Annotated in this window: 28 protein-coding genes and 1 riboswitch; of the genes, 13 read left to right on the top strand and 15 right to left on the bottom strand. The window is 45.7% G+C overall.

Translation table 11 applies throughout. The features are described from left to right. The first annotated feature begins 183 nt into the window (after positions 1 to 183). The 5 genes from M3202_RS20105 to M3202_RS20085 all read left to right on the top strand — a co-directional run bounded on the left by M3202_RS20105 (position 184) and on the right by M3202_RS20085 (position 4554). Complete coding sequence (locus M3202_RS20105; protein ID WP_017795845.1) at positions 184 to 855, top strand: response regulator transcription factor; 672 nt, start codon at positions 184 to 186, stop codon at positions 853 to 855. Next, complete coding sequence (locus tag M3202_RS20100) at positions 852 to 1877, top strand: sensor histidine kinase (RefSeq protein WP_251225014.1); 1026 nt, start codon at positions 852 to 854, stop codon at positions 1875 to 1877. The genes M3202_RS20105 and M3202_RS20100 overlap by 4 nt, the downstream gene beginning before the upstream one ends. Before the next feature lie 469 nt (positions 1878 to 2346). Next, complete coding sequence (locus M3202_RS20095) at positions 2347 to 2529, top strand: helix-turn-helix domain-containing protein (protein WP_107589062.1); 183 nt, start codon at positions 2347 to 2349, stop codon at positions 2527 to 2529. A 589-nt stretch (positions 2530 to 3118) separates the two neighbouring features. Beyond that, positions 3119 to 3304, top strand: coding sequence for a DUF3173 domain-containing protein (locus tag M3202_RS20090; RefSeq protein ID WP_018709270.1), 186 nt, complete (start codon positions 3119 to 3121; stop codon positions 3302 to 3304). Positions 3305 to 3342: 38 nt separating this feature from the next. Next, positions 3343 to 4554, top strand: a complete 1212-nt coding sequence (locus tag M3202_RS20085; protein ID WP_088053189.1) for a tyrosine-type recombinase/integrase — start codon at positions 3343 to 3345, stop codon at positions 4552 to 4554. A 56-nt stretch (positions 4555 to 4610) separates the two neighbouring features. On the opposite strand, the gene guaA is transcribed toward M3202_RS20085, so the two are convergent. The 4 genes from guaA to M3202_RS20065 all read right to left on the bottom strand — a co-directional run bounded on the left by guaA (position 4611) and on the right by M3202_RS20065 (position 10767). After that, positions 4611 to 6131: a glutamine-hydrolyzing GMP synthase gene (gene guaA, locus M3202_RS20080; protein ID WP_251225019.1), complete on the bottom strand. Its 1521-nt coding sequence runs from the start codon at positions 6129 to 6131 to the stop codon at positions 4611 to 4613. Positions 6132 to 6329: 198 nt separating this feature from the next. Continuing rightward, positions 6330 to 6431: riboswitch (purine riboswitch) on the bottom strand. Between the two features lie 39 nt (positions 6432 to 6470). Next, a complete protein-coding gene (locus M3202_RS20075) occupies positions 6471 to 8645 on the bottom strand; it encodes a DUF4129 domain-containing transglutaminase family protein (RefSeq protein WP_251225013.1) in 2175 nt (724 codons plus the stop codon). Positions 8646 to 8662: 17 nt separating this feature from the next. Continuing rightward, complete coding sequence (locus tag M3202_RS20070; protein ID WP_251225012.1) at positions 8663 to 9811, bottom strand: DUF58 domain-containing protein; 1149 nt, start codon at positions 9809 to 9811, stop codon at positions 8663 to 8665. Continuing rightward, on the bottom strand, positions 9808 to 10767 hold the full coding sequence (locus tag M3202_RS20065; RefSeq protein ID WP_251225011.1) for an AAA family ATPase: 960 nt from the start codon (positions 10765 to 10767) through the stop codon (positions 9808 to 9810). The genes M3202_RS20070 and M3202_RS20065 overlap by 4 nt, the downstream gene beginning before the upstream one ends. Positions 10768 to 11062: 295 nt before the next feature. Between M3202_RS20065 and M3202_RS20060 the strand changes: the two genes are divergently transcribed. Beyond that, positions 11063 to 11158 carry a YjcZ family sporulation protein gene (locus tag M3202_RS20060; protein WP_251225010.1) on the top strand — a complete coding sequence of 32 codons (96 nt, stop codon included), beginning with the start codon at positions 11063 to 11065 and terminating at the stop codon, positions 11156 to 11158. Between the two features lie 94 nt (positions 11159 to 11252). Here M3202_RS20060 and M3202_RS20055 read toward each other — a convergent pair whose 3' ends face one another. Beyond that, the gene (locus tag M3202_RS20055) at positions 11253 to 12344 is read right to left on the bottom strand and encodes an alanine racemase (RefSeq protein WP_251193906.1); all 1092 of its coding nucleotides are present in this window, start codon (positions 12342 to 12344) and stop codon (positions 11253 to 11255) included. 272 nt (positions 12345 to 12616) lie between these two features. Between M3202_RS20055 and M3202_RS20050 the strand changes: the two genes are divergently transcribed. From M3202_RS20050 to M3202_RS20030, 5 genes are all read left to right on the top strand, one after another. After that, positions 12617 to 13588: a YncE family protein gene (locus tag M3202_RS20050; RefSeq protein ID WP_251193905.1), complete on the top strand. Its 972-nt coding sequence runs from the start codon at positions 12617 to 12619 to the stop codon at positions 13586 to 13588. Further along, positions 13585 to 14268 carry a response regulator transcription factor gene (locus tag M3202_RS20045; protein ID WP_251225009.1) on the top strand — a complete coding sequence of 228 codons (684 nt, stop codon included), beginning with the start codon at positions 13585 to 13587 and terminating at the stop codon, positions 14266 to 14268. Before M3202_RS20050 ends, M3202_RS20045 begins: the two co-directional genes overlap by 4 nt. Then, positions 14265 to 15653: a sensor histidine kinase gene (locus M3202_RS20040; RefSeq protein WP_251225008.1), complete on the top strand. Its 1389-nt coding sequence runs from the start codon at positions 14265 to 14267 to the stop codon at positions 15651 to 15653. The genes M3202_RS20045 and M3202_RS20040 overlap by 4 nt, the downstream gene beginning before the upstream one ends. A gap of 91 nt (positions 15654 to 15744) precedes the next feature. Further along, positions 15745 to 16212: a FixH family protein gene (locus tag M3202_RS20035; protein WP_251225007.1), complete on the top strand. Its 468-nt coding sequence runs from the start codon at positions 15745 to 15747 to the stop codon at positions 16210 to 16212. 17 nt (positions 16213 to 16229) lie between these two features. Next, entirely contained in the window at positions 16230 to 16817 is a 588-nt protein-coding gene (locus M3202_RS20030) for a copper resistance CopC family protein (protein WP_251225006.1), read from the top strand. 290 nt (positions 16818 to 17107) lie between these two features. Here M3202_RS20030 and M3202_RS22615 read toward each other — a convergent pair whose 3' ends face one another. The 7 genes from M3202_RS22615 to M3202_RS19995 all read right to left on the bottom strand — a co-directional run bounded on the left by M3202_RS22615 (position 17108) and on the right by M3202_RS19995 (position 22804). Further along, entirely contained in the window at positions 17108 to 17311 is a 204-nt protein-coding gene (locus M3202_RS22615; protein ID WP_349775636.1) for a hypothetical protein, read from the bottom strand. 191 nt (positions 17312 to 17502) lie between these two features. Then, the gene (locus M3202_RS20020) at positions 17503 to 17961 is read right to left on the bottom strand and encodes a hypothetical protein (RefSeq protein WP_251225004.1); all 459 of its coding nucleotides are present in this window, start codon (positions 17959 to 17961) and stop codon (positions 17503 to 17505) included. A 262-nt stretch (positions 17962 to 18223) separates the two neighbouring features. After that, complete coding sequence (locus tag M3202_RS20015; protein WP_251225003.1) at positions 18224 to 18451, bottom strand: hypothetical protein; 228 nt, start codon at positions 18449 to 18451, stop codon at positions 18224 to 18226. 65 nt (positions 18452 to 18516) lie between these two features. Next, positions 18517 to 19629, bottom strand: a complete 1113-nt coding sequence (locus M3202_RS20010; RefSeq protein WP_251225002.1) for an NAD(P)/FAD-dependent oxidoreductase — start codon at positions 19627 to 19629, stop codon at positions 18517 to 18519. Positions 19630 to 19708: 79 nt separating this feature from the next. Then, positions 19709 to 20635, bottom strand: coding sequence for an ABC transporter permease (locus tag M3202_RS20005; RefSeq protein WP_285890632.1), 927 nt, complete (start codon positions 20633 to 20635; stop codon positions 19709 to 19711). A gap of 49 nt (positions 20636 to 20684) precedes the next feature. Beyond that, complete coding sequence (locus M3202_RS20000) at positions 20685 to 21644, bottom strand: ABC transporter ATP-binding protein (RefSeq protein ID WP_251225000.1); 960 nt, start codon at positions 21642 to 21644, stop codon at positions 20685 to 20687. 2 nt (positions 21645 to 21646) lie between these two features. Next, on the bottom strand, positions 21647 to 22804 hold the full coding sequence (locus M3202_RS19995; RefSeq protein ID WP_251224999.1) for a COG1470 family protein: 1158 nt from the start codon (positions 22802 to 22804) through the stop codon (positions 21647 to 21649). Between the two features lie 151 nt (positions 22805 to 22955). On the opposite strand from M3202_RS19995, the gene M3202_RS19990 reads away from it, so the two are divergent. Both M3202_RS19990 and M3202_RS19985 read left to right on the top strand, forming a co-directional pair. Next, entirely contained in the window at positions 22956 to 23528 is a 573-nt protein-coding gene (locus M3202_RS19990) for an RNA polymerase sigma factor (protein ID WP_251225018.1), read from the top strand. A 5-nt stretch (positions 23529 to 23533) separates the two neighbouring features. Further along, positions 23534 to 24238, top strand: a complete 705-nt coding sequence (locus M3202_RS19985; protein WP_251224998.1) for an anti-sigma factor — start codon at positions 23534 to 23536, stop codon at positions 24236 to 24238. Positions 24239 to 24376: 138 nt separating this feature from the next. Here the strand turns inward: M3202_RS19985 and cas2 are convergent, their stop codons facing one another. From cas2 to cas4, 3 genes are read right to left on the bottom strand one after another with little or no spacing between them, the layout of a single operon-like run. Continuing rightward, complete coding sequence (cas2, locus tag M3202_RS19980; protein WP_251193893.1) at positions 24377 to 24640, bottom strand: CRISPR-associated endonuclease Cas2; 264 nt, start codon at positions 24638 to 24640, stop codon at positions 24377 to 24379. Positions 24641 to 24642: 2 nt separating this feature from the next. Then, entirely contained in the window at positions 24643 to 25629 is a 987-nt protein-coding gene (gene cas1b, locus M3202_RS19975) for a type I-B CRISPR-associated endonuclease Cas1b (RefSeq protein WP_251224997.1), read from the bottom strand. Next, positions 25619 to 26137: a CRISPR-associated protein Cas4 gene (cas4, locus tag M3202_RS19970; protein WP_251193891.1), complete on the bottom strand. Its 519-nt coding sequence runs from the start codon at positions 26135 to 26137 to the stop codon at positions 25619 to 25621. Before cas4 ends, cas1b begins: the two co-directional genes overlap by 11 nt. Between the last annotated feature and the right edge of the window lie 131 nt (positions 26138 to 26268).

Raw genomic sequence — 26268 nt, 5'->3', positions numbered from 1 at the left:
GTTTTGTTTTATGTTTTTATTTTACAATAGCTGCTCTTTATATAAACTTACAGCTTGATCTCGTAACCTTACATTTTCGTCACATTGATAAAAAATATATTAAACACGATGTTTTCTTTGTATGTTGGTCGATATTCAATTAATATGATGTTACAGAAGGATGATTGTTTGGAGGGAAGAGGAATGAAAATCATGATTGTGGAAGATGATTTGACCATTCGTGATATGGTAGGGGAAGCATTAGAAAAGTGGGGTTTTGAAACCGTTAAGATCGAAGACTTTGACCAAATCATGCAGGTATTTCTTAATCATGATCCTCACCTAGTCATCATGGATATCAATTTGCCATCGTTTGACGGATTTTACTGGTGTAATAAAATCAGAGAAATTTCAAAGGTCCCTATGATCTTTCTCTCTTCCCGTGATACACCAATGGATATAGTGATGTCGATGAACATGGGAGGAGATGATTATATTCAAAAACCTTTCCATATGGATGTATTGATTGCAAAAATAAATGCACTCCTTCGCAGAACGTATTCCTATATGGAAACACAGTCTCAGACAATGGAACATGATGGAATTATATTAAATCTTGAAAACGGAGAGGTCTTACATGGAGATCGAAAATCGGAACTCACGAAAACAGAATTTCTTATTTTAAAAATTCTTATGAAAAATAAAGGAATCATCGTCAGTCGTACGAAAATGATGCGTAGCCTTTGGAAGAATGAAAATTTCGTGGACGAAAATACATTGACGGTTAATATTGCTCGCCTGCGTAAAAAACTTGTTGAACTTGGAAAAGAACACTTTATTACAACTAAGAAAGGACAAGGTTATATAATTCAATGAATTTCTTTCATTACTTAAAAGATAAACGGAATTTCTTTATATTAAACATGATCATTATGTTCTTTGTTTCTTTGATGATGATTGTGAGCACAGATTCCAGAAACGCTGTAAGTAATATCGTATATACCAATATGGTTATCTTTTTTATTGTAGCTATATACGTAATCATCGAATACTATTACAATAGAGAATTTTATCGGGAATTAAATGATGTGGTTGAAAGTAATCATGAAGAATTTCTCGCAACTCTGCCTAAACCGCGAAACGATGAACAACTGTTATATCTTGAGTTATTAAAAAAAGTAAATAGTGTGCATGGCGATCAATTACAAAAGTTGTATAACGAAAAAATGGATCATCAAGACTTTATTACATCTTGGATTCATGAAGTCAAGGTTCCGATTGCGGCAGGTCGCTTGCTTATGGAAAACAGTAATGGAAGAACTGTTGAAAACCTTGTGGACAAGTTTGAAGATGAGTTGGATAGAATCGAAAATTACGTGGAGCAGGCTCTTTATTATTCTCGCATTGATTCTTTTTCCAAAGATTATTTTATTTCCGAGGTAGTGTTGGATCAAGTCGCTAAAAATAGTGTAAAGAAATTTGCCAAATCTTTTATTAACAAGCAAATTCGTTTTCATATGGACAATATTGAACAGGTTGTCCATACCGACAGTAAATGGCTTGGTTTTATTATGGATCAAGTTTTTTCAAATTCTTTAAAATATACAGGTGAAGGCGGGGAAATCTCCGTACAATTTGAGGAAGATCGAAAAGAAAAGCGGCTACAGATTCAAGATACAGGCATTGGAATTAAGCCAGAGGATATCAGCCGCGTATTTGAAAAAGGATTTACAGGATCTATTGGGAGAAGTCATGCCAAATCTACCGGTTTAGGTCTCTACCTTGCAAAAGAAATGGCTCTTAAATTAGGACATGACCTTTCCATTCATTCAGAAGATGGGAAATATACGAAGGTCATCATCCACTTTCCAAAAATCAGAAATTATTATGATCTATAAGTATAATGGTGGGGTTAAAGAAATTGGTTAATCGGAAAATAAGTATCAAATTAAAGGTGTTCGAGTAGAATAATGTTTATCGTAAGGCTTAATAAATATTAAATAATATAGTCAATAGTAAGTGCATTAATTGAAAATAGCTATAACCAGGTTTTTATTATATTTTGATCGATTTTTTCAAAAATTGTTCTATTAATACCACGATTTAAAAAACTTTATTTTGTATTATTCATTATTATGTTCGATCAGTTTTTATGTGAATTGTAATAAAATAGAGTTTGACATTTAAAGTATTTCTTGTTTTGGTCCTTAATATTAAATATTAAAAATGATTCTACCTAACTGTTAATATTCAGTTGGGTTATTGTTTTTTAAAAACTTTTTCTCTGATTTTTGGCATTTTACAAAAAAACTTGTTGAAGGTAATGAAAGGGGAAATCATCAAGACGTTTTTTGGAGGAGCATGCAGATGAATGGGATGATTAATACTAATACGGAAATCAATGAGCGTGGCTTTTTGCCGTATCCAATCATTTTAGCTGCAAATAAGGGTGAGCTAGAAGCAATGAAAGTAGTTGTTCTACATTATAGAAGCTATATGACAAGTTTATCCATGCGTAAGCTCCGTGATGAACAAGGTAACACTTATTGAGGCATCGATGAAGATACACGCGAACGCTTACGAGCGAAGCTTATGCAATCTGTTTTAACTTTCAAAATTTGAATACAGAATGGTTAGGTTTTCCCTTTCATTCATCATATATTTGTTCTTTGACAAAGAAAGCACGGAAGATTACGCCGTGCAGTATAAGCAAAAAATCAGATACGTTCTACTGATGATGAGCCAATTGATTCATACGCCATGACTTTCGTTAGAAACGAGCGATAATCTATGAATCTAATGTAATCGTGGTGGATTGCTGGCGATAACCCATCAGTTAGGATAATGATACTCCCCTATCGTCATGGTTCGAGCGTTTGAACCGTCGCAAGCTATGAGTAGGGCTGGAAGAAATACTTGCAGGGGTGAAATTCCCGTGGAGCTGCACCAGCAGCCGTCTGATTTTTTATATTCAATTTAGCAAGATAGGTTAAAGTAACTATCAAGTTATGACATTAAATCCTTTTTATTTTAGTGCAAGAGCCAAATTCACGCAACATATTAGAATTAGTTTTATAGAAGCGATATAATAATAGACAGATATCAAATAGCATATCCTAGTCTATGGAAAGGAGTTCATATGGTTACCGTCACTAAAAAAGACTTGATAGCGCTAGGTTATGGTCCCTCTTTTTCAGCTGATATCATTAGGGAGTGTAAAAAACTAATGATTTCAAAGGGACACACGTATTATCAATCAAAAAAGTTAGATCGTGTTCCAAAAGAAGCTGTGGAGGAAGTATTAGGGATAACTTTAGATGTGTGATTTGTACTTCTTGCACTAATTGCGTAAGGAGTGAAATCATGACTAAAGATATCGTCAAAAAGGCAAAGAATGGAACATATTATTTTCGTGCTAATTTAGGGTATCACCCCATCACTGGCAAGCAAATTCAGAAGTACCGCAGTGGTTTTAAAACTAAAAAAGAAGCAAGGGAAGAATATTCAAGGTTACTACTTACAAAACCAGATGCACTAGAAGAAAAGCAAGATGACGTTTTATTCCAACATTTTATTGAAGATATTTTCTTACCTTGGTATAAAACACAAGTAAAAAGAAGAACGTACGATAATCGATTACCGACTGTAAGAAAACATTTCACTTTTTTTAATAACTTAATCACAACGGAAATTACCCCGATCCATGTTCAAAAATGGCAATTAGCATTATCTAAAAAGAAGTATCGTTCTTCTTATATTAGAAATGTTCAAGGGTTGTTTTCTATGGCAATGGATCGAGCTGTTGTTTTAGGACTAGCTGAAAATAATCCATCGAAAATTGTAGGTAATGTGAAGAAAACAAAGACCAAAATAGACTTTTGGACAAAAGAAGAATTTGAAAAGGTCATCTCTCTTTTCTATAAAGAAGATTATTATCAACATTTTTTATTTATTTCATTGTGGTTTTTATTTATGACAGGCATGCGAATTGGAGAAGCCACTGCGATTCAATGGGAAGATATTGACTTTGACAAAGGTCTGTTATCTATCGATAAAACACTTTACTATAAGAATTTGGATAACTATTCTTTTGTAGAACCAAAAACAAAGGCTAGTGTTCGTCATATTGCATTAGATGGAGATACACTAACGTTACTCAGCGAATGGAAGGACGTGCAGCAATCTGTCGTTCAAACCAATTTTGTAATGAGCTATAATGGTATCCCCACACAAAAGCATACGTTAGCGAATGCCATTACACGTTTTTCAAAAAAAGCTGGGGTTCATCGAATTAGATTACATGCTTTAAGACATTCTCACGCTTCTTTGCTTATTAGTATGGGCGAAAACCCATTAATCATTAAAGACCGCCTAGGACATGAAGATATTGAAACGACACTTGGCACCTACGGACATTTGTATCCTAACAGTAACTTTGAAGTAGCCCATAAATTAGAAGGTATTATGTCTTACCAAACAGCAACAGAAAATGAAGATACTTCACCCAAGAATCAATTCACTGCTCGTTACCTGCGTAAAGGTTTAAAAACAAATAATGCAATAACAATGCAATGAAAATAGAGTAAAGAGCCGAAACCCTTATAAACAAAGGGGTTTCAGCTCTCCGACAACTACTCCCACTCAATCGTCGCCGGCGGCTTTGATGTAATGTCATAGACTACGCGGTTGACGTGCTTGACTTCATTGACAATCCGCGTTGAAATCAATTCCAGCACTTCCCATGGGATCCGCGCCCAGTCGGATGTCATGCCGTCGATTGACGTAACGGCGCGAATGCCGACGGTGTAATCATACGTCCGCGCGTCTCCCATTACACCGACGCTTCGCATGTTAGGAAGCGCGGTGAAGTATTGCCAAATTTCGCGGTCAAGTCCGGCCTTTTTAATTTCCTCGCGCAAAATGGCGTCGGACTCGCGCACGATTTCAAGCTTTTCTTCCGTAATTTCACCGAGGACACGAATGCCAAGACCAGGTCCCGGGAACGGCTGACGCCAGACGATTTCGTCAGGAATGCCGAGCTCTGTCCCGACTTTGCGCACTTCGTCCTTGAAAAGAGCGTTAAGCGGTTCGATTAACGTAAAGCTCATATCCTCAGGCAGTCCGCCAACATTGTGATGCGATTTAATCGTTTGCGCCGTGTCGGTTCCGCTCTCAATAATGTCGGTATAGAGCGTTCCTTGAGCAAGGAAATCCATGTCCTTCAGCTTGCCTGCCTCTTCTTCAAACACATAAATAAATTCGTTCCCGATAATTTTACGTTTTTGCTCCGGATCGGAAACACCTTTCAGCTTCGACAAGAAGCGTTCCTGGGCATCGATTTTAATCACGTTCATGTTAAAGCCTTCACTGAACGTTTCCATCACACTTTCTGCTTCATCCTTCCGAAGCAGTCCGTGGTCAATGAACATACATGTTAACTGGTCGCCAATCGCTTTATGAATTAAAACAGCCACGACCGAGGAATCAACCCCGCCGCTCAAGGCGCAAAGCACCTGCTTGTCCCCGACCTGGTCGCGGATCTTCCGAATTTCTTCCTCGATGAAATTCTCCATCGACCATTCACCCGCGCACTTACATACTTCAAAAGCGAAATTCTTTAATAAGGCGTCGCCAAACTCAGAATGACGTACTTCCGGATGGAATTGAACGCCGTAAAGCTGACGGCGTTCATCACTCATCGCCGCAACAGGGCAAGAAGGGTTGGAAGCATCAACGACAAAACCATCTGGCGGGGCGACAATTAAGTCACCGTGACTCATCCAGACAGACTGTTCGATCGGAAGGCCGAGAAATAAGTTAGACTGGTTTTCAACTTTGATGCGCGCTTTTCCGTATTCACGATGCTCGGCAGCTTCAACGCGCCCGCCAAAATGCTGGGTCATTAGCTGCATGCCGTAGCAAATCCCTAAAATCGGCACATCCAACTCAAAAATAGCCGGATCACATTTCGGCGCCCCTTCCACGTAGGCACTATTTGGCCCCCCTGAAAAAATAATCCCTTTCAGATTCATTTTCTTCAATTCATCTGCTGTAATCTTGTTGGAATGCAGTTCGCTGTATACCCCTAAATCACGGATTCTCCGTGTAATAAGCTGGTTGTACTGTCCCCCGAAATCAAGAACGACAATCATTTCCTGGTTTAACTCGTTCACTTCTTCCACACCCTTTATCTAATTTTCATTAAGAAAAGCGGCAAGCCGCCTTTCTTCCTAAGCACGCCAGTTCCCTTGAAATCACTAAAAGAGGCGACTCGAATGTTATCCCATTTATCTTTTAAAAAAAGCCGAAATCCGCCTTTGCTTCTCCACAACATACAAAGGCAGATTCCAGCATAACAGAATCTGCTTCATAGTCAGATGATTCTCGGTCATCCGGTAGAGACTCTTAGGCCATATTCCTAAGGATATACGAAGGCTTTTTCTCCTATACAATTAAGCACTGATTTATTTTATCAGTGAGCTATACGACGGTCAAGAATGGATTTTTCTGACCAGCGCTTCCCAGTTGCCTTTATGGGAGGACCAGCTCGCTTCAAGTGATTTCCCGCCGTAAACGAGGCGCTCATATTCATCGGTTAGCAGCAGCATTTCATCTGCGGCAAATTGTTCAGCCGTCCGGTTGGCGTATTCCCGCAGCGTTTCTCCGTCTTTCCGGCCCCAGCCAAACCGGTGAAGCAGCCATAATAAGCGCTCGTAGGCCGGAATAAAGGCCGTTTCATCCTTGCGGCTCATAAATCGCTTTAAAACCATATATTGCATAACCTTTTTATTTTTCAGGAACAGGATAAATAAGAGAGCTATCCCCAAAAGCACAAGCAGCGTCGCTCCACCTGGACGGGCCCAGCTTCCTGGCGAGATCGCCTGATTCTGCTCCTCTTCTTCTTCCAATTCCGCAAAGACATCTTCTACTTCCTCGTCCTCTTCCTCCTGGTCAGCTCCTGCCGAATCCGTCGATTCCGCTTCAAGCTCCGGCTCGATAAATTCAAAGCTGGAATCAAAGCCGCTTGTCGGTTCAAATGGAACCCAGCCTGCTTCGGGAAAATAAACCTCCACCCAGGAATGGGCATTGCCATTTGTAACCTGGTACACATTGCGATTCTCGTCAAGCGTGTCGATTTGTTCACCCTGGGTAAAGCCCTTTACCCAACGGGCCGGAATATCCAATGTCCGCAGCATCACGACCATCGAGGTTGAGAAATTATCACAATATCCCCGTTGTGTGTCAAACAAAAACTGATCGACATAGTCTTCCCCTTCACCCGGTACGGCGACATCATTTGTTTCATATTGAAAAAACGGCCCGGATAAGTATCTTTCAATCGCTTTGGCGCGGTCATAGCGATTACTTTCTTCTGCGGTGATTTCCTCAGCCAATTCCCGCACCCGATCCGGCAGTTCCTCCGGCAGCTGTGTGTAAAACTCCGTAATCTCAGCCGGATCACTTTCATGAGAAGAACGGAGCCCTTCAATATGGTAGGTCGGATAGACATATTCATAGCGATAGTTCGTGAGCCCGACTGGCTCATCACCGAAGGAGGTTTCCGCTTTGGCGGTAAACGCATCGACTGTCAGCTCGGCTTCCATAATGCTCGAACGCGTGATCAGCTCACCCGGATAAAAGAGATGAGCGTAGCTCCGGTTTGATTCGTCGGCAAACGCAACCTCTGCTTCCAGGTACTCAAGCTCATACATCCAGCTGTTTCCTTCCTGGAAAAAGCTTTGATTGCTTTCGACTTCCGGCGTCGTCGTCTCCCATCCCTTCCCCGTGTAGAAGTCCTTCGTTTCTCCACGCCAATAATGCTCCTGGGTGGCTGCCGCATAAAACAACGGAGTATCATCATCAACAAAGCCGCCCCCCAGCTGTTCATCATTATCGCCGTAGCCGATTCTTCTTACCGCATCACCGAACCCGTCTCCCTCGGCCCCAACAGCCGCTCGCATAAAGGGAACGGGATCGGCCCATTGCGGCTCGAGCTTCGGTGAGAGAAAGCCGAATATCCCACCGGTTACGACCATCGCCACAAGCAAAAGCGCCAGCCGTACCGGCAGAAGCCGCGGGGCAGAGGCGACTTTTTCCTGCTCAATCATCCGGTAAATCGTCACAAGTCCGAGCAGCAGGAAGCCAATTACGAACGTGCGAATAATCGCATAGGTCGCATCATAGACGGTGAACGTATCGAGAACCGTAATATAAACAACGGTGAGGATCAAAAAGAAAAAGATCCGCCGCGCGTATACGGTCCAATAGAATAATAGATAGCTCATAATCGCCAGAAGAAGAAAGAACAGAAAGCTGCGGAACAAATCCGTCAGCACATGCCACTGCCCGGTAAAAATATAGCCGACGTTGTCAACGAAATCAATCAAAAAGACGTTCATCCACTCAAGTGAAAGAAACGGCCCCTCAAAGAATACAAGAAACATGCCATAGACGATGACAACCGTTTTAATCAGCATCGAGACGAAAAGCGGCAATTGAATAAATGTCACGAAAAAGAAAATGGCGGTAAACAGGATAAAAATATGGATAAATCCCGTATCGGTAATATACGGGAGTGGCAAGAGCCATTCCATTAACAGCAGGAAGCTCAGCCCATACAGAAGAAAATCCCTGCCGAATTCCATCTGTTTTTTTTCTAAGCGCATGACTCTCCCCCCTTTTTCTATTCATCTTCAAAGAGAAGCACCGAAACCCCCATTGCCTTACATTCATCAATCAATCGGCGGTCGCTGTTTCCCAGACCTTTCATACATAAAGATACTTCTGCCTGCTGCGCCTGGATCGTTCGGCACGCTACCAATAATGCTTGATTGAGTTCGACACATACGAGGTAAACATGCATCCCCTTCCATTCGCTGAACAGGCGGTGCACCGGTTCAATCGGTTTATCAAGAGAAGACACCTGGGCTAACAATCTCAGCCCCTGGCTGACGGTCCGCTCCGAAAGAGAAATCGACGTCCATTCCAGAGAGCGGACAGCCAGCTCAATACTCTGGTACTTTTTGCAGAACTCCGCAACAAGCGAGGCGGTAAATTCCACCGTCTGCTCGAACTGCTCGGCAGAAGCGGCATTTCGGTAAGGATCAAAGGCGATCATAATCCCTTCTCCCTGAAACGATTCAAACTCCTTTGTCATTAAGGAAGCCGAGCGGGCCGACTGCTTCCAGTCAATACTTGTCAGCCTGTCGCCGGGTACATATTGCCGCACCCCTGCTAAAGAACGGTCTTCTTCAATCGCCTGACGTGAACTCGTTCCTTCCTGTTGTCTCGGGCGGCCGCTAGCAGGAACGGCATGCAGCCGGTGAATGCGCGGATAAACGAGAAGATCTGTCTGATGCGCGAGGACCATCCTTCTTTCAAACAAACCAAACAAATCACCAAAGACGAGAATGACCGGGCCAAAGGAATGAATCCCCCGTTTTGCCGCCTCCACCGTATACGTCAGCTCGATCTTTTGTTGAAAGGAAAAGAAAAACAAAGCCGCGGAATCAGCACTTCCAATCCGCTGCGGTACTGTATCCTGTATCCGTACATAAAAGAATGGCTGGAACCTGTTTTTATGAATGACGATCGTTACCGTCAGATCATCACCTGCCTGAAGCGAGCTCTTACTGACATTCCGTTCCACTTGCTTCACTTGAAAAGGAAACAGCGCTACTAGAATCGTAGATAGGAGCACGGTTGCCACACTGTAAAACAAAAACCAGCTGACAAATCCACCTTGAAACATCGCATAAGAAAATACCGCCCCGACGAGCACTACGAGGGAAACATATTTAAAAAAAGGCCGCAAAGTGTTGATCAGCGTCACGAGCGGGCCATCCTTCTTTGCGGAACAGGTACGGAAACCTGATCAAGAATATTTTCCACAGTTTGAGCGGCTGTCGTATTGGACATTTTGCTTTCTGCTGTCATCATCATCCGGTGTGCCAGCACAAATGGCGTAATATGCTTGACATCATCCGGGGTGACATAGTCTCTTCCCATTAAAAATGCGTAAGCCTGAGAAGCTCTCATTAAAGCGATCGTCCCCCGCGGGCTGACGCCGAGCTCAACTGCCTGGTGATTCCTCGTCGCATGCACAAGGTCGATCATGTACGCTTTGACCGGCTCGCTGACGATTGTCTTCGTGACTTCATTCTGAATCGCCACAACCTCCTCCGTCGTCATCACCGCTTCAATCCCTTCGATCGGGTGCTGATGCTGAAGGCGGTTCAACACCTCAAGCTCTTCCTGTTCACTCGGATAACCGAGCTGCAGCTTCAACAAAAATCGATCAAGCTGGGCTTCAGGCAATGGAAAGGTACCGGCGTACTCGACCGGGTTCTGCGTCGCCATCACGAAAAAAGGACGGTTCAGCTGCAATGTTTCCCCGTCAACCGTCACACTGCTCTCCTCAAGCGATTCCAGCAGGGCGGATTGGGTTTTAGGCGACGTACGATTTATTTCATCAGCCAGCACAATATTGGCCATGATCGGCCCTGGCCGGAATTCAAATTGACGAGTATGCTGATTATATATAGAGACGCCTGTCACATCGGACGGTAGAAGGTCAGGCGTAAACTGAATCCGCTTAAAATCGGCTCCCAATGAGCGCGCGATTGCTTTCACCATCATCGTTTTTCCGACACCCGGGACATCCTCAAGCAAGACATGCCCTCCCGCAAAAAGCGCAACCAAACTCAGCTCGATTTCCTTTCTTTTACCTACTACAACTTGCTCAATGTTCGCAATCACTTTCTCGACTTGTTCAACCGCTGCTTCCATTCGACTGCCTCCAATCTATCATAACGCTGTAGTCCCATCATACCATTTAAGCCTTTAAAAATACGTTACATTTATTTTACCAATTTTACGCGCATTGTTCTGCTTGCTTGCCTTATTCCCTTTTTCCCTTTAGGAAAAACGCCTGAGCGGATGCCAATTTTTGTTACAGAGGTGGCTCAGGCAAGTCTGACTTTATACACAGTTTTGAAAAGAACCCGAAATTCCGCACTCGCCCAGTTCCTTTTTTCGGAGGGCGCATAATCTATAGTATCCTCACCTGAAAGGCGGTGCCAATATGAGCGGACATACTGGTGGTTATAGCAACGGTTTCGCATTACTTGTCGTTCTGTTTATCCTCTTAATTATTATCGGTGCTTCATACTGCTGCTAATCATCCACCTTGGTAGCAGTCAGACATAGGCACGACGAATGATGGGGTGTCGAAGCCGGTCAAACGCTGACCAATCCGCCACCCCATCATTCGCTTATTTATTCTTTCCCCGCGCTTCAATCGAAAACACCTTTTCTATTCTCCCATTTCTGATGCCGATGACTTCATCAGCAAGGTTCACCGTCGGACAAACATGATTCGGGATCACCTCGATTTGATCACCGATTCGCCAGGAATGCCCCTCCTCCAGTTCAATCACGCCATGCTCCTCTGACAGCCAGCTTACCCAGACATGATCCTCGCCTTTTATTCGGCCAAATCCTTTCGTAAAAGCACCCTGATCCGAGGTTAACGTTTTTGAGCCGGCATCAATAATGACGCGATCAGCAGCCGGTGCGCTGACAATTGTCGTATAAACAGAAAGCGCGCAATCCTGTTCGTCAACGACGCCGAGCGAAGCCAATGTCGCATCATTGAACACATAGGTCCCCGGCCTCATTTCCGTCAAACCCGGAAAGTTCTGCTCATCATACGCAGTCGGGGAAGAACCGGCGCTGACTTCCGGAATCTTGTAGCCGAGCTTGTCATCTACCATCTGCTGAGCGGACAGCAGACCTTCCGCCTCTAGCCGGCTGACTTCCTGCAGCTCTTCCTTCGTTCTAACTTTATAGGCAGTACCGGAATGCGTCATTACTCCGGTAATCTCCAAAAAGGACAGCTTCATAACCTGCTCCGCCAGTCTGACAATCTCCTCGGACGGCTGAAGTCCACAACGCCCCAATCCCGTATCTACTTCAAGATAAACAGGGATCTTCCTTCCAAGCTGCTCGCCAACAGCAGCAATTCCGCGCGCCACCTCCACACTATCAAGCGCGACAGTGACCTTTGTGTCCTTCGCAAGCTCCCGCAGGCGTTCAAGCTTCTTCTTTCCAATCAGCGGATACGCAATTAAAATATCATCAATGCCGTGCCGGCGCATTACCTCGGCCTCGCCCAGCTTGGCAACTGTAATCCCTGTTGCCCCGAGCGCGAGCTGCTGCAAAGCGATCGCCGGACTTTTATGGGTCTTCGTATGCGGACGAAGCTTCAGCTTCTTTCTCGCCGCGATATTCGCCATCCGCTTTAATTGCGCCTCCATTTTATCTAAGTCAACAACTAATGCTGGTGTATCGATCATGTTTCTCATCCTAAATCCCTCCTCCTACGAATTCGCGTTGAACATGCCTTCTCCTTCTACTGTAACCTGACTTCAATGTTTTTTCACAATTCCATGCTATGATAGTACCATAAGAAAACCGCGTAGCGGCTTTTCCTAGAAGCGGCGTGCGGAGCCGTTACAATCATGTAAGGCCGTCTGAAAGCGGGGTTCTTTTCAGACGGCCGCGTAACGTGCGGAGCCGATGTCCTTCCTCGAATCAGCCCCGGAAATTTTAATAAATGAAGAAATGGTGGAGACTGATGAAGCATATTCTTTCTGCTCTGCTCGCTGCCTGCCTCCTAACCGTTGGCGGATGCAGTGAGCAGCATTTTACTGAACCGCCTTCAGACAAGCCGCTGACGATCCTTTCGCACGCCAAAGAGCCGACGCTCACTTTTCTCGATGAAAACTGGCAGGTCGCAGTCACGGCGAACAGTCGCGCGGTGCTAACCGATATGATCCGGACCGGCGACCGGCAGCTCATCGCCACAAGTCAGGAGGAAACCTCTTTATTTCTGTTTGATCTCGCTGAAGGAAAAAGCCGCCCCTTGCTTGAATTGAATGAAGGATTAACGGCGCTGGCCTTCTCTGCCGAAGACGAGCAGCTCTATGTTTCCGATATCATCAACGATCAGGTTCACATCATTGATTACCACAAAAACGAGCAGCTCGGCAGCATCGACGTCGGCGAAGCCCCGACCGACCTCCATCTTGCCTCCGACGGTACATTGTACGTCTTAAATGAACGCAGCCATACCGTTACGGTCATCGACAGCGCCACTGCCGAGGTTTTAAGGACATTCTCCGTCATGGAGCGCCCGGTTGGACTGCTTGAAGACGGCCGTCAGCTATGGATTGGCGGGCATGGGCCATTCGGGGAATTAAATAATCGGATAATCGCCTATGATAAGGAAACGGGGCAGCCATTACAGGAAATCACGGTCGGCCTGATGCCTGTCGCATTTTTCAAGCAGCCGGATACTTCTTATTTGTATGTGCTATGTCACGGGGATCATTCCCTTTATAAAATCGATACGACAGAAAATGAGGTCGTTGACCGTCTGGAGGTTGGTCATAATCCAAACGGGATGGCGGGCAATCGTTCGACCATCGTCGTGACAAGCCTTGACAGTGATACAGTATCCGTCATTGACCTTGCCACGTTCTCGCTTATTCACGAAGAACCTGTGGCGCCGGGTCCTTATACTATTGTGCTGGAGGAATCAGAATGAAGACGCTGCCCCATATTCTCTTAGTCGATGATGAGGAAGCCTTGCTGGAGCTTGTCGCTTCTTATTTAAAAACTGAATATGAGGTGACCTGTGCCTCAAGCGGTGTCGAAGCACTCAGCCTGCTCGCCCGGCATGACATTGATCTAATTGTGCTCGATGTAATGATGCCCGGAATGGACGGCTTTACGACGTGCGAGAAAATCCGCGCCTTTTCATCCGTACCAATCGTCATGCTGACCGCCAGAAGCAGTGAAGAGGATAAAATCAAAGGGCTGAAAATCGGTGCGGATGATTACGTCGTCAAGCCTTTCAGCCCGCGCGAGCTGATGGCGCGTATTGAAGCGGCATTGCGCCGCAGCCGCGCTTTCTCGCAGCCGCATGAGGTTTTACGTCGTGGTCCCCTGCTCATTGATAAGCATGCCCGTGAGCTGACACTGGCCGGCACGGCGGTTCCCATTACAAGGCGCGAGTATGATCTGCTCGTCTTTCTAATTGAGCACGAAGGTCAGGTTTTCACCAGAGAGCAGCTCTATGACAGGATTTGGGGCATCGACTCGGAGTACGGCACGCTCCGGACAGTCGACACTCATATTAAAACATTACGGCTGAAACTAAAGTCGGCTGGTGCGATGATTAAAACGGTCTGGGGCATCGGCTACAAATTCGAGGGGCAATCATGACACGACTTTCCATTAAAACGAAGGTATGGGCAACGGTTTTCGCGGTCGCGCTCTTTTTCCTCGGGGCGGGCGTCATGTTAACCTTCTATTTGTATGAACGGCTTTATCTCGATAAGCAGATTGAGCTTTTCGTCAGACAGGGAGAAGAGCTTGCTGAAACGTATCAGACATCTGGCAACAGCGAAGCATTTGCCGAACGGATCGACTGGGTAACTGAAAGCACAGCCGCTGACATTCTGTTTACCGCTGACCCGATGCTGCTTGGCGGCGGCTCGCCCTTTGATCCATACTCCAATGAAACACTGATTACATTTGAAGAGCGGCAGCAGCTGCTCAATGGTGAAACGGTTGTCATGATTCGGCCTCATCCCCGTTTTCAGCAGGATATACTCGGGGTGGCCATTCCGCTCTTCCACGACGGTCATCTGGCGGGATCGATCTTTTTAACGAATCCTCTTTCAGAGGTGCATGAACCATTTTTGGCGATTCGCGATACGCTGGTAATCGGCATGCTTGTATTCTTCCTGCTTATTTTGTTCCTTGGGCGAAGAATCACCAATGCCTTCGTTGCCCCACTGCTTGAAATGAAGCAGATTGCCGGACGGATGGCTGGCGGCGATTTTTCCCAGCGAATTGCGATCGAGGCGCGTAAGGACGAGCTTGGCCAGCTTGCTCAGTCTTTTAACACGCTTTCAACTTCTCTGGAAGAAGTCGAAATGAAGCGGCGTGAATTTCTTGCCAATGTTTCACATGAGCTGCGCACTCCGTTAAGCTATATGAAAGGCTACGCAGAAGCTGTGGAGGAATCGGTGATTGAGCCGAAAAAGGGACTGACGATTATTCAAAATGAAGCGAATCGGCTGGAGCGTCTTGTCAATGATTTGCTTGACCTCGCTCAGCTGGAAGGGGAATCGTATCCGATGAAGCTCGAACCGATCGCCTTTGCCCAGCTGATCAATGACGTCGTTGAAGCATTTGAAGTGATCAGTGAACAAAGAAGTGTCACGATTAAGCGACAGCTCGATGAAGACTGCATCATTTCCGGCGACAGCGACCGGCTTGAACAGGTCGTGCGCAACCTGCTCGATAACGCGCTACGCTATTCTCCACCGCATGAAACAATTGACGTCACTCTCGCGGTTCGAGGTGCCTCGGCGGAGCTGACCATTTCCGACAACGGGCCCGGGATTCCTAAACAGGATGTGCCGCATGTGACAGAGCGCTTTTACCGGGTCAACAAAGCCCGCACCCGGAAAGATGGCGGTACCGGTTTAGGCTTGGCCATCGTCGCCCAAATTGTGAAGAAGCATCGGGGAGAGCTTGAGTTCGTTTCAGGAGAGGGCGCCGGTACGATCGTCCGCCTCGTCCTGCCGCTGGAAATGTGAACATTTTCGCGCAATGATGAAATTTCACTCCAGCTTCACAATTTCACGCTAAAATTCAGATAGATGCATATTCAAGAAAGGTGATTATCCAATGAAATTAGTAGTAAAAAGCTTACTTATGCTAACGATTTTGCTTACGGCAGCCTGCCAGGCAGAACCGGAAGACGAGCTGGGAGGCGGCGTCGCCGCTCCATTAGAAGCAGAAATTATCGCGCCCGACACAGCCGAACCAAATGAAGAGCTTGAATTGGCGGTCCGCGTCACCCAGGGTGGTGAATTGGTTGACGATGCCTCGGATGTTCAATTTGAAATCTGGAAGGCCGATGATCGCGACAATGGCGAGATGCTTGAAGCGGAGCACGCCGGTGACGGAGTCTATCAATTGACCCATGCCTTTGCCGAGGACGGGCTCTATTCCGTTCAGACGCATGTTTCCGCCCGCGACTTGCACGTCATGCCGGTACAGGACATTGCCGTTGGCGATGTATCCGAACAGGAATCCGCTCATGAGCAGACCGACAATGAAGAAGATCATCACGCTCATGACCATCATGAATAAATGAAAGGGGAAAATTGATGAAGAATTACTTTTTGCTGCTAGCTTGTATCTATTGTCTCTTGCTCTTTCCAGCCGCCGCCGGCGCTCATTCCCACCTGGAATCATCAACTCCGGCCGACGGAGAAACGGTTGAAGAACCACTCGATACACTTGAACTTCAATTCGATGCCGGAATCGAGCCATTAAGCACCATCCAGCTATTTAACGAAAATGAAGAAGAAGTGCCGGTTGAGGACATCAGCATTGACAGCCCTGTTCTAACAGCTTCTCTCGCTGAGCCACTGGCAAATGGCCAATACCGGGTCGCCTGGACGATTATCGGCGCAGATACTCATACTACAGAAGGTGAGTTTTCATTTTCTGTCGATGCACCAGCACCAGAAAATGAAGCGGCTACAGAGGAGCAGGACGCTCCAGTAACCGAAGAGCCGGAAACGGAACAAGAAGAGACCATTGAAGAAGAAACAACAGAACCTGACCTGGCAACAGCAGACGAAGAAGAAGATCCGCCAGCAGCCGAAACGATTGTGCCCCTATTGACGACCGCCGTCGTCATCATCCTATTTGGCGCATTAGCCGGCTGGTTAGTCAGACGGAGAAAATAACACATAGAGAAGAGCTTGAGATAAAAAGGTTGCTTTTCCATTTGTCTCAAGCTCGAAGCAGTGCGCAAAGTCAGGCGCAGAACAGAGCCGCTGCCATGTTTTAAGGTCAACAACAAGCAGGTTTCTTCTTGTGGACCGCGCAGCGGGCAGAGCCCATTGCTCTTCTTTGAATAGGCTTACCAACTCCCTTGAAATGGCTACATGGGTGGCTGGAATTTTATAAATGCTTATCTGTCAATGAAAAGACCGCCATCTCATCAGGAGAAGCGGTCTTTTCATTTTATCCAGGTCTATTTAGCGTCCTGCTTCTGATAGACCAGCAGAGTGGCGGCATTTAACAAAATCGTAATGATCAGAAGAACAGAAGAGACGAAGGCCACTGCACCAGCCGTATCCATCAGAGTGGACCACTCCTCGATCTTTACTAAATGATGGTGATAAAAAATTTGAAAGCACAGTGAAATTGCACAGGCACTAAGACTGATAATAACCAAAACAACCCACCTCTTATTCTCATGGTTATCATCTCTATATCGATTAAGATTAATAATAGGAAGTATCCAAGCAACTAATCCAAGAATCAAACTTCCAGCGCTAAGCATACTCATCAATTTTATCCCCCCTTGTATGTATCGGCACGCCCTCGATAATATACAAGCAGAAGGACTATCTTTCATTCATCCGTCTACTCTACTTCAACTTCTTTTACCACTTCTATAGGTTCATCACTCGCTACATCAACCGGTGCTTCTGAATGACTCAAGGTTACACCTTTAAGGGATTTTTGATGCTCCTCAATAGCGTTCTCTCCTTCCATATCTATTTCGGCTACCGGAACAAACGGAGTAGGGTCCATATGATCCATGGGCACGGTGTCTTCATGAGCATTTACGCCTGCTACAGCTTCAACCGGTGCTTCTGAATGACTGATGGGTACACCTTTAAGGGATTTTTGATGCTCCTCAGTATCGTTCTTTCCCTCCATATCTATCTCAGCCACCGGAACAAACGGAGTAGGGTCCATATGATCCATGGGCACGGTGTCTTCGGAACCGTTACCAAATGGAAGATCACTTGATGCCCATCCGACCGTGCCAGTTCCAACTCCCGCAAATAAAATAACCGTTAACGTGATCATCATCATCGCTCGTCTCTTTCGCATTTTTCCAGCCTCCATTTTATATTCTCGTTATTGTTTTTTGGCCTGGTCGCAGCTGTAAAGACTCTCTCATAACCTCAGCTTGTCCTTTCAATCTTTGAAAGACATTCATTCTTAATAGTTTCAGGTTACAATATCCAGAGACACAAAACAATACTTAAATTGGGTAAATAAGGAAAGTTCATGCAACAAGAGAACAAAAAGAGCCGCCCGCCAAACTCATTTTTCAGGGCAGCTCTCATTTTATTTAATAATAAGGATAGTATGGATAATAAGGATAATAAGGGTAATACGGATAGTACGGGTAGCCTGGATAAAAAGCGCTTCCTGCTAACCCGCCAAGAAAGCCGCCGAGAAATGCTCCTCCGCCATAGAAAGGCCGGCGTCCAAAGCCTCCCCAGCCGCCATAGCCGAAGCCGCCGCCAAATGGCCGGCGTCCCCCGAAGCCAGGTCTTCTTACATCTGCTCCATTCATCGCTGCTCCTCCTCATTCATAGTGTCACTCTAGCCTATGCACGTCACAAGGAGGTGGTGACCGTTTTACTCAATCGCTCCGGCTACATCATACGGCTGTAAATCAAGCTCCGTTTTTTCTCCACGCACAAGCCTGGCCAGCTCCGCTCCGAGAAACGGCCCGACCGTTAACCCGGATGCTCCGAGACCGTTGGCGACAAAGACGTGCTCATGACTCGGAAGCCTGCCAATAACCGGCAAAAATTCCGGCGTATACGGGCGGAAGCCGACTCTTGTCTCTAGCACCGTACTTTCAGCAAGACCCGGCGCCGTCTTCAACGTCTTCTCAAAAATTTCATTCATACCAGCAAGCGTTCTCCGTTGATCAAAGCCTTTCTCATTTTCATGCGTCGCCCCTGTCACCACATGCTCCCTACCGAATGCCAGCATATAGTGGTTGGCCGGAGCCATCACGACAGGCCACTCGCCTGTATCGGCGCCGGGTAAAGCCAAGTGAATAATTTGCGCTTTTTGCGGACTGACCATGAACTCCACTCCAAGCGGCGCCAATAGCGCTTTGGCCCAGGCCCCGGCCGTGACGATGACCTGGTCGGACAGTAAGCTCTCCCCGTTTACCCGGACGACAAGATCAGCGCCCTCATAAGCGAATGTCGCATCCCCCTTCACTTCCTTCGCCCCATATCGCAAGGCGGCTGTCAGTAAGGCCCTTCGCAGTGACCGGCCATTCACCCTTGCCGCGCCGCTCACATAAACCGAGCGATAGCCCGGTGCCAACAGCGGAAACAATGCTCTCGTTTCCTCTTCAGAAAGCGGGATCACCTCGCCAATTTCAGGAGCGTCCTCGCGCCGTTTGAGCGTCCGCTTCACCATTTCCAACTGCTTTTTTTCCTCGGTATGAAGACTAATCGCTCCGACTTTTGCATAGCCCGTATCCGGCTCTCCCTCTTCCTCCAGCGCCTGAATGAGTGTCGGATAATAGCGTGCTCCCGCTTTTGCAAGTTGATACCAGGCCTGATTACGCCGCTGTGAAATCCATGGACAGACGATTCCCGCCGCTGCATCCGTCGCCTGCCCCGGCTCTTCCCGGTCTATCATCGTCACCTCGACGCCGGCCTTTGCCAGATGATAAGCCGTTGCCGCTCCCAAAATCCCCGTTCCAATCACACTTACAGTCTGCATCAAAACACCTTTCCTTTTCTACGTTCCTATCGGCTATTTTACTAGAAGAAAACCGATAGCTCAAATCACCAGAGAGTGATCAGGCGCGAATTTCCTGGCGCATGAAAATCAGATACGAGATGCCAAAGCAGAGGCAGGTCGCCGCCAGCAAGCCGATAAATTGCGGCCAGATTAATAATAGACTTTGCATGAAAGGCAAAGGGGTCGGGATTGCTCCGACTGCCTGCTCCATCGTCAGCGGACCTAACGCCCGAATCGAAGGAGTGAGCAGGATCGTCGTCATTTCACTAAATAAATAGCTCGGATTGAGCCGCGATAGCATTTGCATAAAGGCAAATTGAGCAGGGTCATTGGCCGACGACTGGCCGCTGACCAAATTGACAAGCATCGAATAAAACAAGCTAAAAAACAGCCAAAGTCCAATACTGGCAAGCGCTGAAGTCGCCGTTTGCTTGAAGCGGACCGAAAACAAAATCGCCAAATTCAGCCAAAAACCGATATAGATCACGCTCAAAAACAGAAATGTCACCATCCTCGCAAATTCATCCCAAGTGGGAGGAAGACCAATCGAGAGAATTCCTAAGCCAATTACTAAAAAGCCTAACGAAAAAATAAAAAAGGTCACAATGAGCAAGGTCGCGACAAATTTCGCATTAATTAAGTAATCACGGGGGATCGGCTGGGAAACGATGCGACTCAATGTTCCTTTATTGCGCTCGGCACTGATCGCATCAAAGCCGAGACCGATTCCAAGAATCGGCCCGAGAAAACTAATAAAGGTAATAAACGGCGGCAATGAGCCGTTCTGATCGGTTAACGTAAATAAGTTCAAAAACAGAAACGACTGATTCGAGTCAATCTCAGCTGCCGCATCACGAATAGCCGAAAGCGCTGTGTAAAGGGAGGCGAAGCACGTCAAAAAAAGAATAACGAGCAAAATGACAAACCGCCAGCTGCGAATATGATCGCCAACTTCTTTTTGGACGATTACCCAAAAGGGATGCATCGGTTTGAATGATTCTTCCGACTCGCGACGTTTAAACTTCAGCTTAACCTTAGGAAACTTCACGAGACACTCCCCCCTCAAAATAGTGATGATAAATGTCATCCAAACCATATTCCTTCAAACCAAACTCATGAAGAGAGGCTCCAGATTGTACGATAAAGCCCGCCAGCCGGGCTGAGAGATCAACCTCTGTCTTAATAATGAGCTGTTGCCCGCTCTCTCCTTCCTCTACAGAAAAGACACCATCAACCTTCTGAAGCTTTTCGATCAGATCAGACGGTTGATTCGAAACATTGGCATAATAGGTTAACTTGTAATCTGGAAATAGTTTACGTGCCAATGTCTGCACATCGCCTTCAGCCAAAAGCCGGCCTTCAACAAACAAGCCGACCCGGTCGCAAATTTGTTGAACCTGATGAAGCTGGTGAGAGGAAAGCAGTACGGTGATTCCTTTTTCTTTACTCAAATAACGAATAATCCGCAGCAGCTCTTGAACCCCTTGGGGATCAATCCCCAATGTCGGCTCATCAAGAATAATCACTTCCGGGTCTTTTATTAGCACATCGGCCAGGCCAAGCCGCTGCCTCATCCCACGGGAATAATGACCAGCCTTTTTGTCTTTTGCCTGTTCAAGTCCGACCTGCTTCAGCAAACGCTCCGCCCGCTCTGTCGCCTCTTGCTTCGGCACACCGTTAATGAGTGCGGTATACACGATATTCTCCAGGCCGGTCCGCTCCTCATAAAAGCCGATATTATCCGGCAAATAGCCTACCTTCCGCTTCACTTCGATCGGCTGACGCGTGGAATGATAACCGCAGACGATCGCCTGCCCTTCGCTCGGTTCAGAAAGGCCGAGCAGCATGAGAATCGTCGTTGATTTACCAGCTCCGTTCGGCCCTAGCAATCCAAAGACCTCACCACGATGAATCGTCACATTCAAATGGTCGACCGCACACTTCTGTGAATAATATTTCGTCAGGTCAGTGATTTCGATAATAGCTTCTGTCATCGTTATCTCCTTCCATATTTGCGCATCATATAGTAAATACCGGCCAGTACACACGCGATAATGAGGACACCAATCCATCCCCAGAGGAGCGACGTTTCAACCTGCATGCGAAAATCAGCTTTTCCCGCTGTTCCGGCTCCATTCGCCTCAATCGAAACGATATAGTCACCGGCAATCGCGTCCTTGCTCGCCTGAATCGTCGTCTGAACCGTTTCGGTTTGACCTGGTTCAATAACCGGAATGGTATCCTGAGCAAAGGTGACAGTCCAGTCTACCGGCTGCTGGGCGCTCAGTTTCACATCATTGATCGGCACGGAGCCTGTATTCGTGACAGCAAGCTGAATCGTCTTCTCCCTGCCGGCTGTAATATCTTCACTTAACTTCCCGGAAGGCGTCGAAACCTCCATTGCGTAATTCCCGGTAATCACCGTCTCCAAATTGACCTCGGCATTCGTAGAATTGGTCGATGCCGAAATTGGTATTGAATAATCACCCGCCTCCACTTCAGGCGGCGGTGTAACAACGACATCGAAGTCCTTTGTCGCATTTGACTCCGCGGTCACGGAGGTCACATTTTCCCCGTCAACCTGAAAGCTGACACCCCAGCCCTCCGGCGCATTTGCCTTCAGCGCATAACGCTGCTCCTCCGCTGTCCTGTTTCGCAGCGTGACCTTATACGTAAACGTTGAATCGGCATGACCCTCCATATTCGGCTGCTCCGAGGTCAGCTCTGTTCGAAACGTTCCCTCCTCCGTCACATCGATCTGTATAGGAAGCGTCTCAACGACTCCGCTTCGGTTTCTGGCAATAACATCAAAGGAATACGTCCCTTTCTCCACTTCCAGCGGAACATCGACATTAATTGAAAAATCAGTGAACTCATTCGGCTTAATTGCCAGCTCATGTAGTTGCCAGCCCCCCGAAATAAGCTCGTAGCTCCATTGCTCCGGCAAATTTGCCACCTCAATCGACACTTGCTGAATCTCTGCTGTTTCATTCATTACCTCAAAAGAATAATTGATTGATTCCCCCGGCGTAACCGCTATTCCCGTATACGGGGTATAAAGTTCAATGCCTCCCACTGCAAAAGATGATGCTGGAAATGCTCCGACCATTACCAGCATAACAGCCATCAGTAGAGCAAACCGTTTTTTTCTCATGTAACCTTCCCTCCTTCTATTTTCATTAAAAGTACGAAACCGATGGAAAATTGGATTTAAAAAAATAGTAAATTTCTAAATCCAAATCAATGTTTCAGGAGTATTATTAATAGAAAGAAGGTTGAACCCAGGAAAAAGGTAGGTGAGTTTCATGCCCTCTATTTCTGATGAAGAATATTTGCTGAAGCAGATCGAAAATGGGTCTTCCAAGGCGTTTGAACAGTTTTATGACCGCTATTCTCCGTTTGTGTTTCGCATTGCTCTCGGCATCTTAAAAAATCACGCCGACGCCGAGGATCTTTGTCATGATGTCTTTATTGAGCTGTATCATCATGCCGCTAGCTATAATCGGGATAAAGGAAGCATTGAAGCCTGGATTGCCGTAAAAACGCGAAGCCGCTGCCTCGACCGGTTGCGTCGGGCAAAGCGGATTCATTCCAGAGTGGAAGAGGAATTACACAACAAGCCGGCCGAACAACCGCCGGTTGAGGAACAGATTATTTTGAAGGATGAACGGGAAACCATCCATAGAGCGCTTAACGGCTTGCCCGCAGCACAGAGAGTGGCCATTTACGGGAATTTCTTCTTAGGTCATTCCCACCGCAAGCTTGCGTCTCAGTTAAATCGCCCATTAGGGACGATTAAGTCTCTTGTTCGTTATGGTATGAATAATATGCGAAAATACTTGAAGGAACAAACGAAGGATTACCAAAGCAAGAGGTGAATAAAATGTCTTGTCATAATCATTTTTCAGAGGAACAGATTATCGACTATCTCCGCGGTGAAGCCGAGGATGAAGCCAGCGTGAAACAGCATCTCGACCACTGTCCGCATTGTCAGCAGCTTCAGGAACAATGGAAGCCCTTTTTTGCCAAAGAAACAGAAGCGCACATCCGTCCACCGGAACGCCTGAAAAAACGGATTTTACATACAATTCGAACCGAACAGCGAAAGCCCTTTTTTCATTTTCTGACACTGCGTCCTCTGACAGCACGGTTCAGCCTCGTCGTCATCGTCCTCCTGCTCGGCTCATGGCTGACAATCAGCCAGGTGCAAAAGACGTCCCTTCAGCATTCAGCCGAAGAGCCGCTGCCATTTTTAATGAACGAAGAAACGACATTATATGAAATTTCCCCGGAGGATAACACCGCGATTAAAGGCTATGCCTGGATCAACAACGACTCAAACGAGCTGATGCTGCTCGTCGACGGCCTGCATCCGGTCTCACTCAACGACTACCAGGCCTGGATCCGCTCGACCACTGACTTAAAGGACGCCGGCATTATCCAAGTTAATGGCGCCCAGGGCCAGCTCTACCTCCAGGATGATATCGTCAACCAGCTCGACCACATCATCCTCAGCAAAGAACCACGCGGAGGCAGCATCCAACCAACCGACCCGAATCCGTTTTTGATTAAGCTGAGCATGCCGTGAACGGAGGATGTTTAGAAGATGTTGAAGGGGGGATTTCCCCCTTTTACGTGTTACTATTAGTTGAAATAGATAGTTCTTAAAAAACCTTTTGAGCAGATTTGGTCTTGTCCCTATAACGACACGATTCAAACATGGGTGTTACAAAAACCAATCCATTGGACTTTTTGCTATTCCATAAACGGTTTTCTTCAAATTTTTAGGATTCGAGACTTGATATAAGTAAATAGAATCTACATTATTATCAATTATATTGTTAAGTTCTGCTAAGCATTGAGTCAGTTTCCCTTTTGTAATTTCACCTTCAAAAACAGAATTCTGACTCCAATCTAAATATTCCCGTAATTTTTTACAGACCTTTCCCACCCTTTTACGCTCCACATCGTAAGTGATAATGACAAACATATTCACCACCACGCTTTCAACGGTTTATAAACATCATCTCCAATCAGATGCTTGATTAACTTGTAGCATTCGAGTCTAATTAGATAACGATAGCTTGTTTTACGTTTTAATGCTCTATGCATTACACTGCTTTTTAATCTCTCTTCCCATGCTCTAATAAAGCGCTTCTTCCCTTCTTCATTTAAAAAACAGATTTCTCCTTCTAAGTATTCAAAGTGCTTTTTTGTAATAGATCGCTTATTAATAAGAGAAAAAATAATAGGGTCTACAATTAAGGGTTTAAAGATTTCAGCCAGATCAAGGCATAAAGAAAATCGTTTAGTCGAGGGTTCATGCAAATAGCTAACCGTTGGATTTAAAGTTGTGCGATAGATTTCTGAAAGAACAATTTGGTACATGAGTGAATTCCCAAAAGAAATCATTGCATTCAGCGGGTCACGCGGCGGATGTTTTTCCCGCTTTTCAAACCCAATATCCTGTTTTAGAATTTTATTAAATGCTTGATAGTAGCTTTTTCGAATTTGCCCCTCTTTTCCCATCAAGGAGGAAATGTCTGTGCAGGTTTGCATCTCAAATAGCTCTTTCTCAATGATTTTCACAGCCTCTGCTGTCTGTTCCTTATGTCTTCTTAAATTTCGAAGCATATGATGAACAGCGCCTTGCATAAAACTATGAGCTAAATATAAGCGTTTATACTTATGTGTATAATGTTCTGCTTGATTGACTAGCAAAAAACCAGAAACCGACTTTTCTCTCGGATAATAAGTGCCCGCATAAAAGCCATAATAGTTGTAAACATGAACACATATATCGTATTGACTAAGATAATTAAGTAACTTCGTGTTAAATTCCACTTCTCCAAAAACATGAAGGTTTCGAATTTTTTCAACCGGTAACGGTTTCTGTTGCCCATCCTGATTGATATAATAAATGGTATTGTGCTTTCGTTTTAAGGCTCCATTTGAAAAGACATAATGGTCACGCATCATCCTCATCACCCTCCCCAGCATAACAAAAACTATAATATGCGCACTTCTTGCAATAGGAGAGCTTCTTAAGACCAGGTGGTTTTTGTTTCTCAACCACTTTATAGGCCTCAGCGATAGCTGCTTTGATCTCTAATTTCTCTTGCGGACCAAGTAAGATTTCTTCCGTTCGTCTCTCCTTTGTATAACTGATTAGTCCTTTCTTCACTACTCCACGTAACTGTAACTGATATAAATAAAAAAGCATCTGCAAACGATCCGATTCTCTCATTCGACTTGATAACTTTACTTCTCTGACAAATTCCCCATCAATTGAATCAATTTTAAATTCGTTATCAATTAAAACTTCCCGTTTTTCCAATCTGGGATATGCCGATTCATGAAGAACACTCCCTTGTAACACTTGATCCGACTCATTCTCCATCTGAATCCCATGCTTATATAACCACAGCTTCCGCTTGCAAAGTGACAAATAATGAATATCTACACCACCAATGGATTGCTGCTGCATCTTTTTCCTCCCTCAATAAAGTTTAATTTTCTCGCTAATACTCGTGTATTCTCCAAATTTCACTAACACCAAATAGTAATCTCACCAGTACTACTGGATAGAAGTAGAACGAATTAAAATTTCTTACAGGG

The organism is Halalkalibacter oceani (genome assembly GCF_023715605.1).
Lineage (GTDB): Bacteria > Bacillota > Bacilli > Bacillales > Bacillaceae_D > Halalkalibacter > Halalkalibacter oceani.
This window is presented reverse-complemented; position numbering and strand designations above follow the sequence as displayed.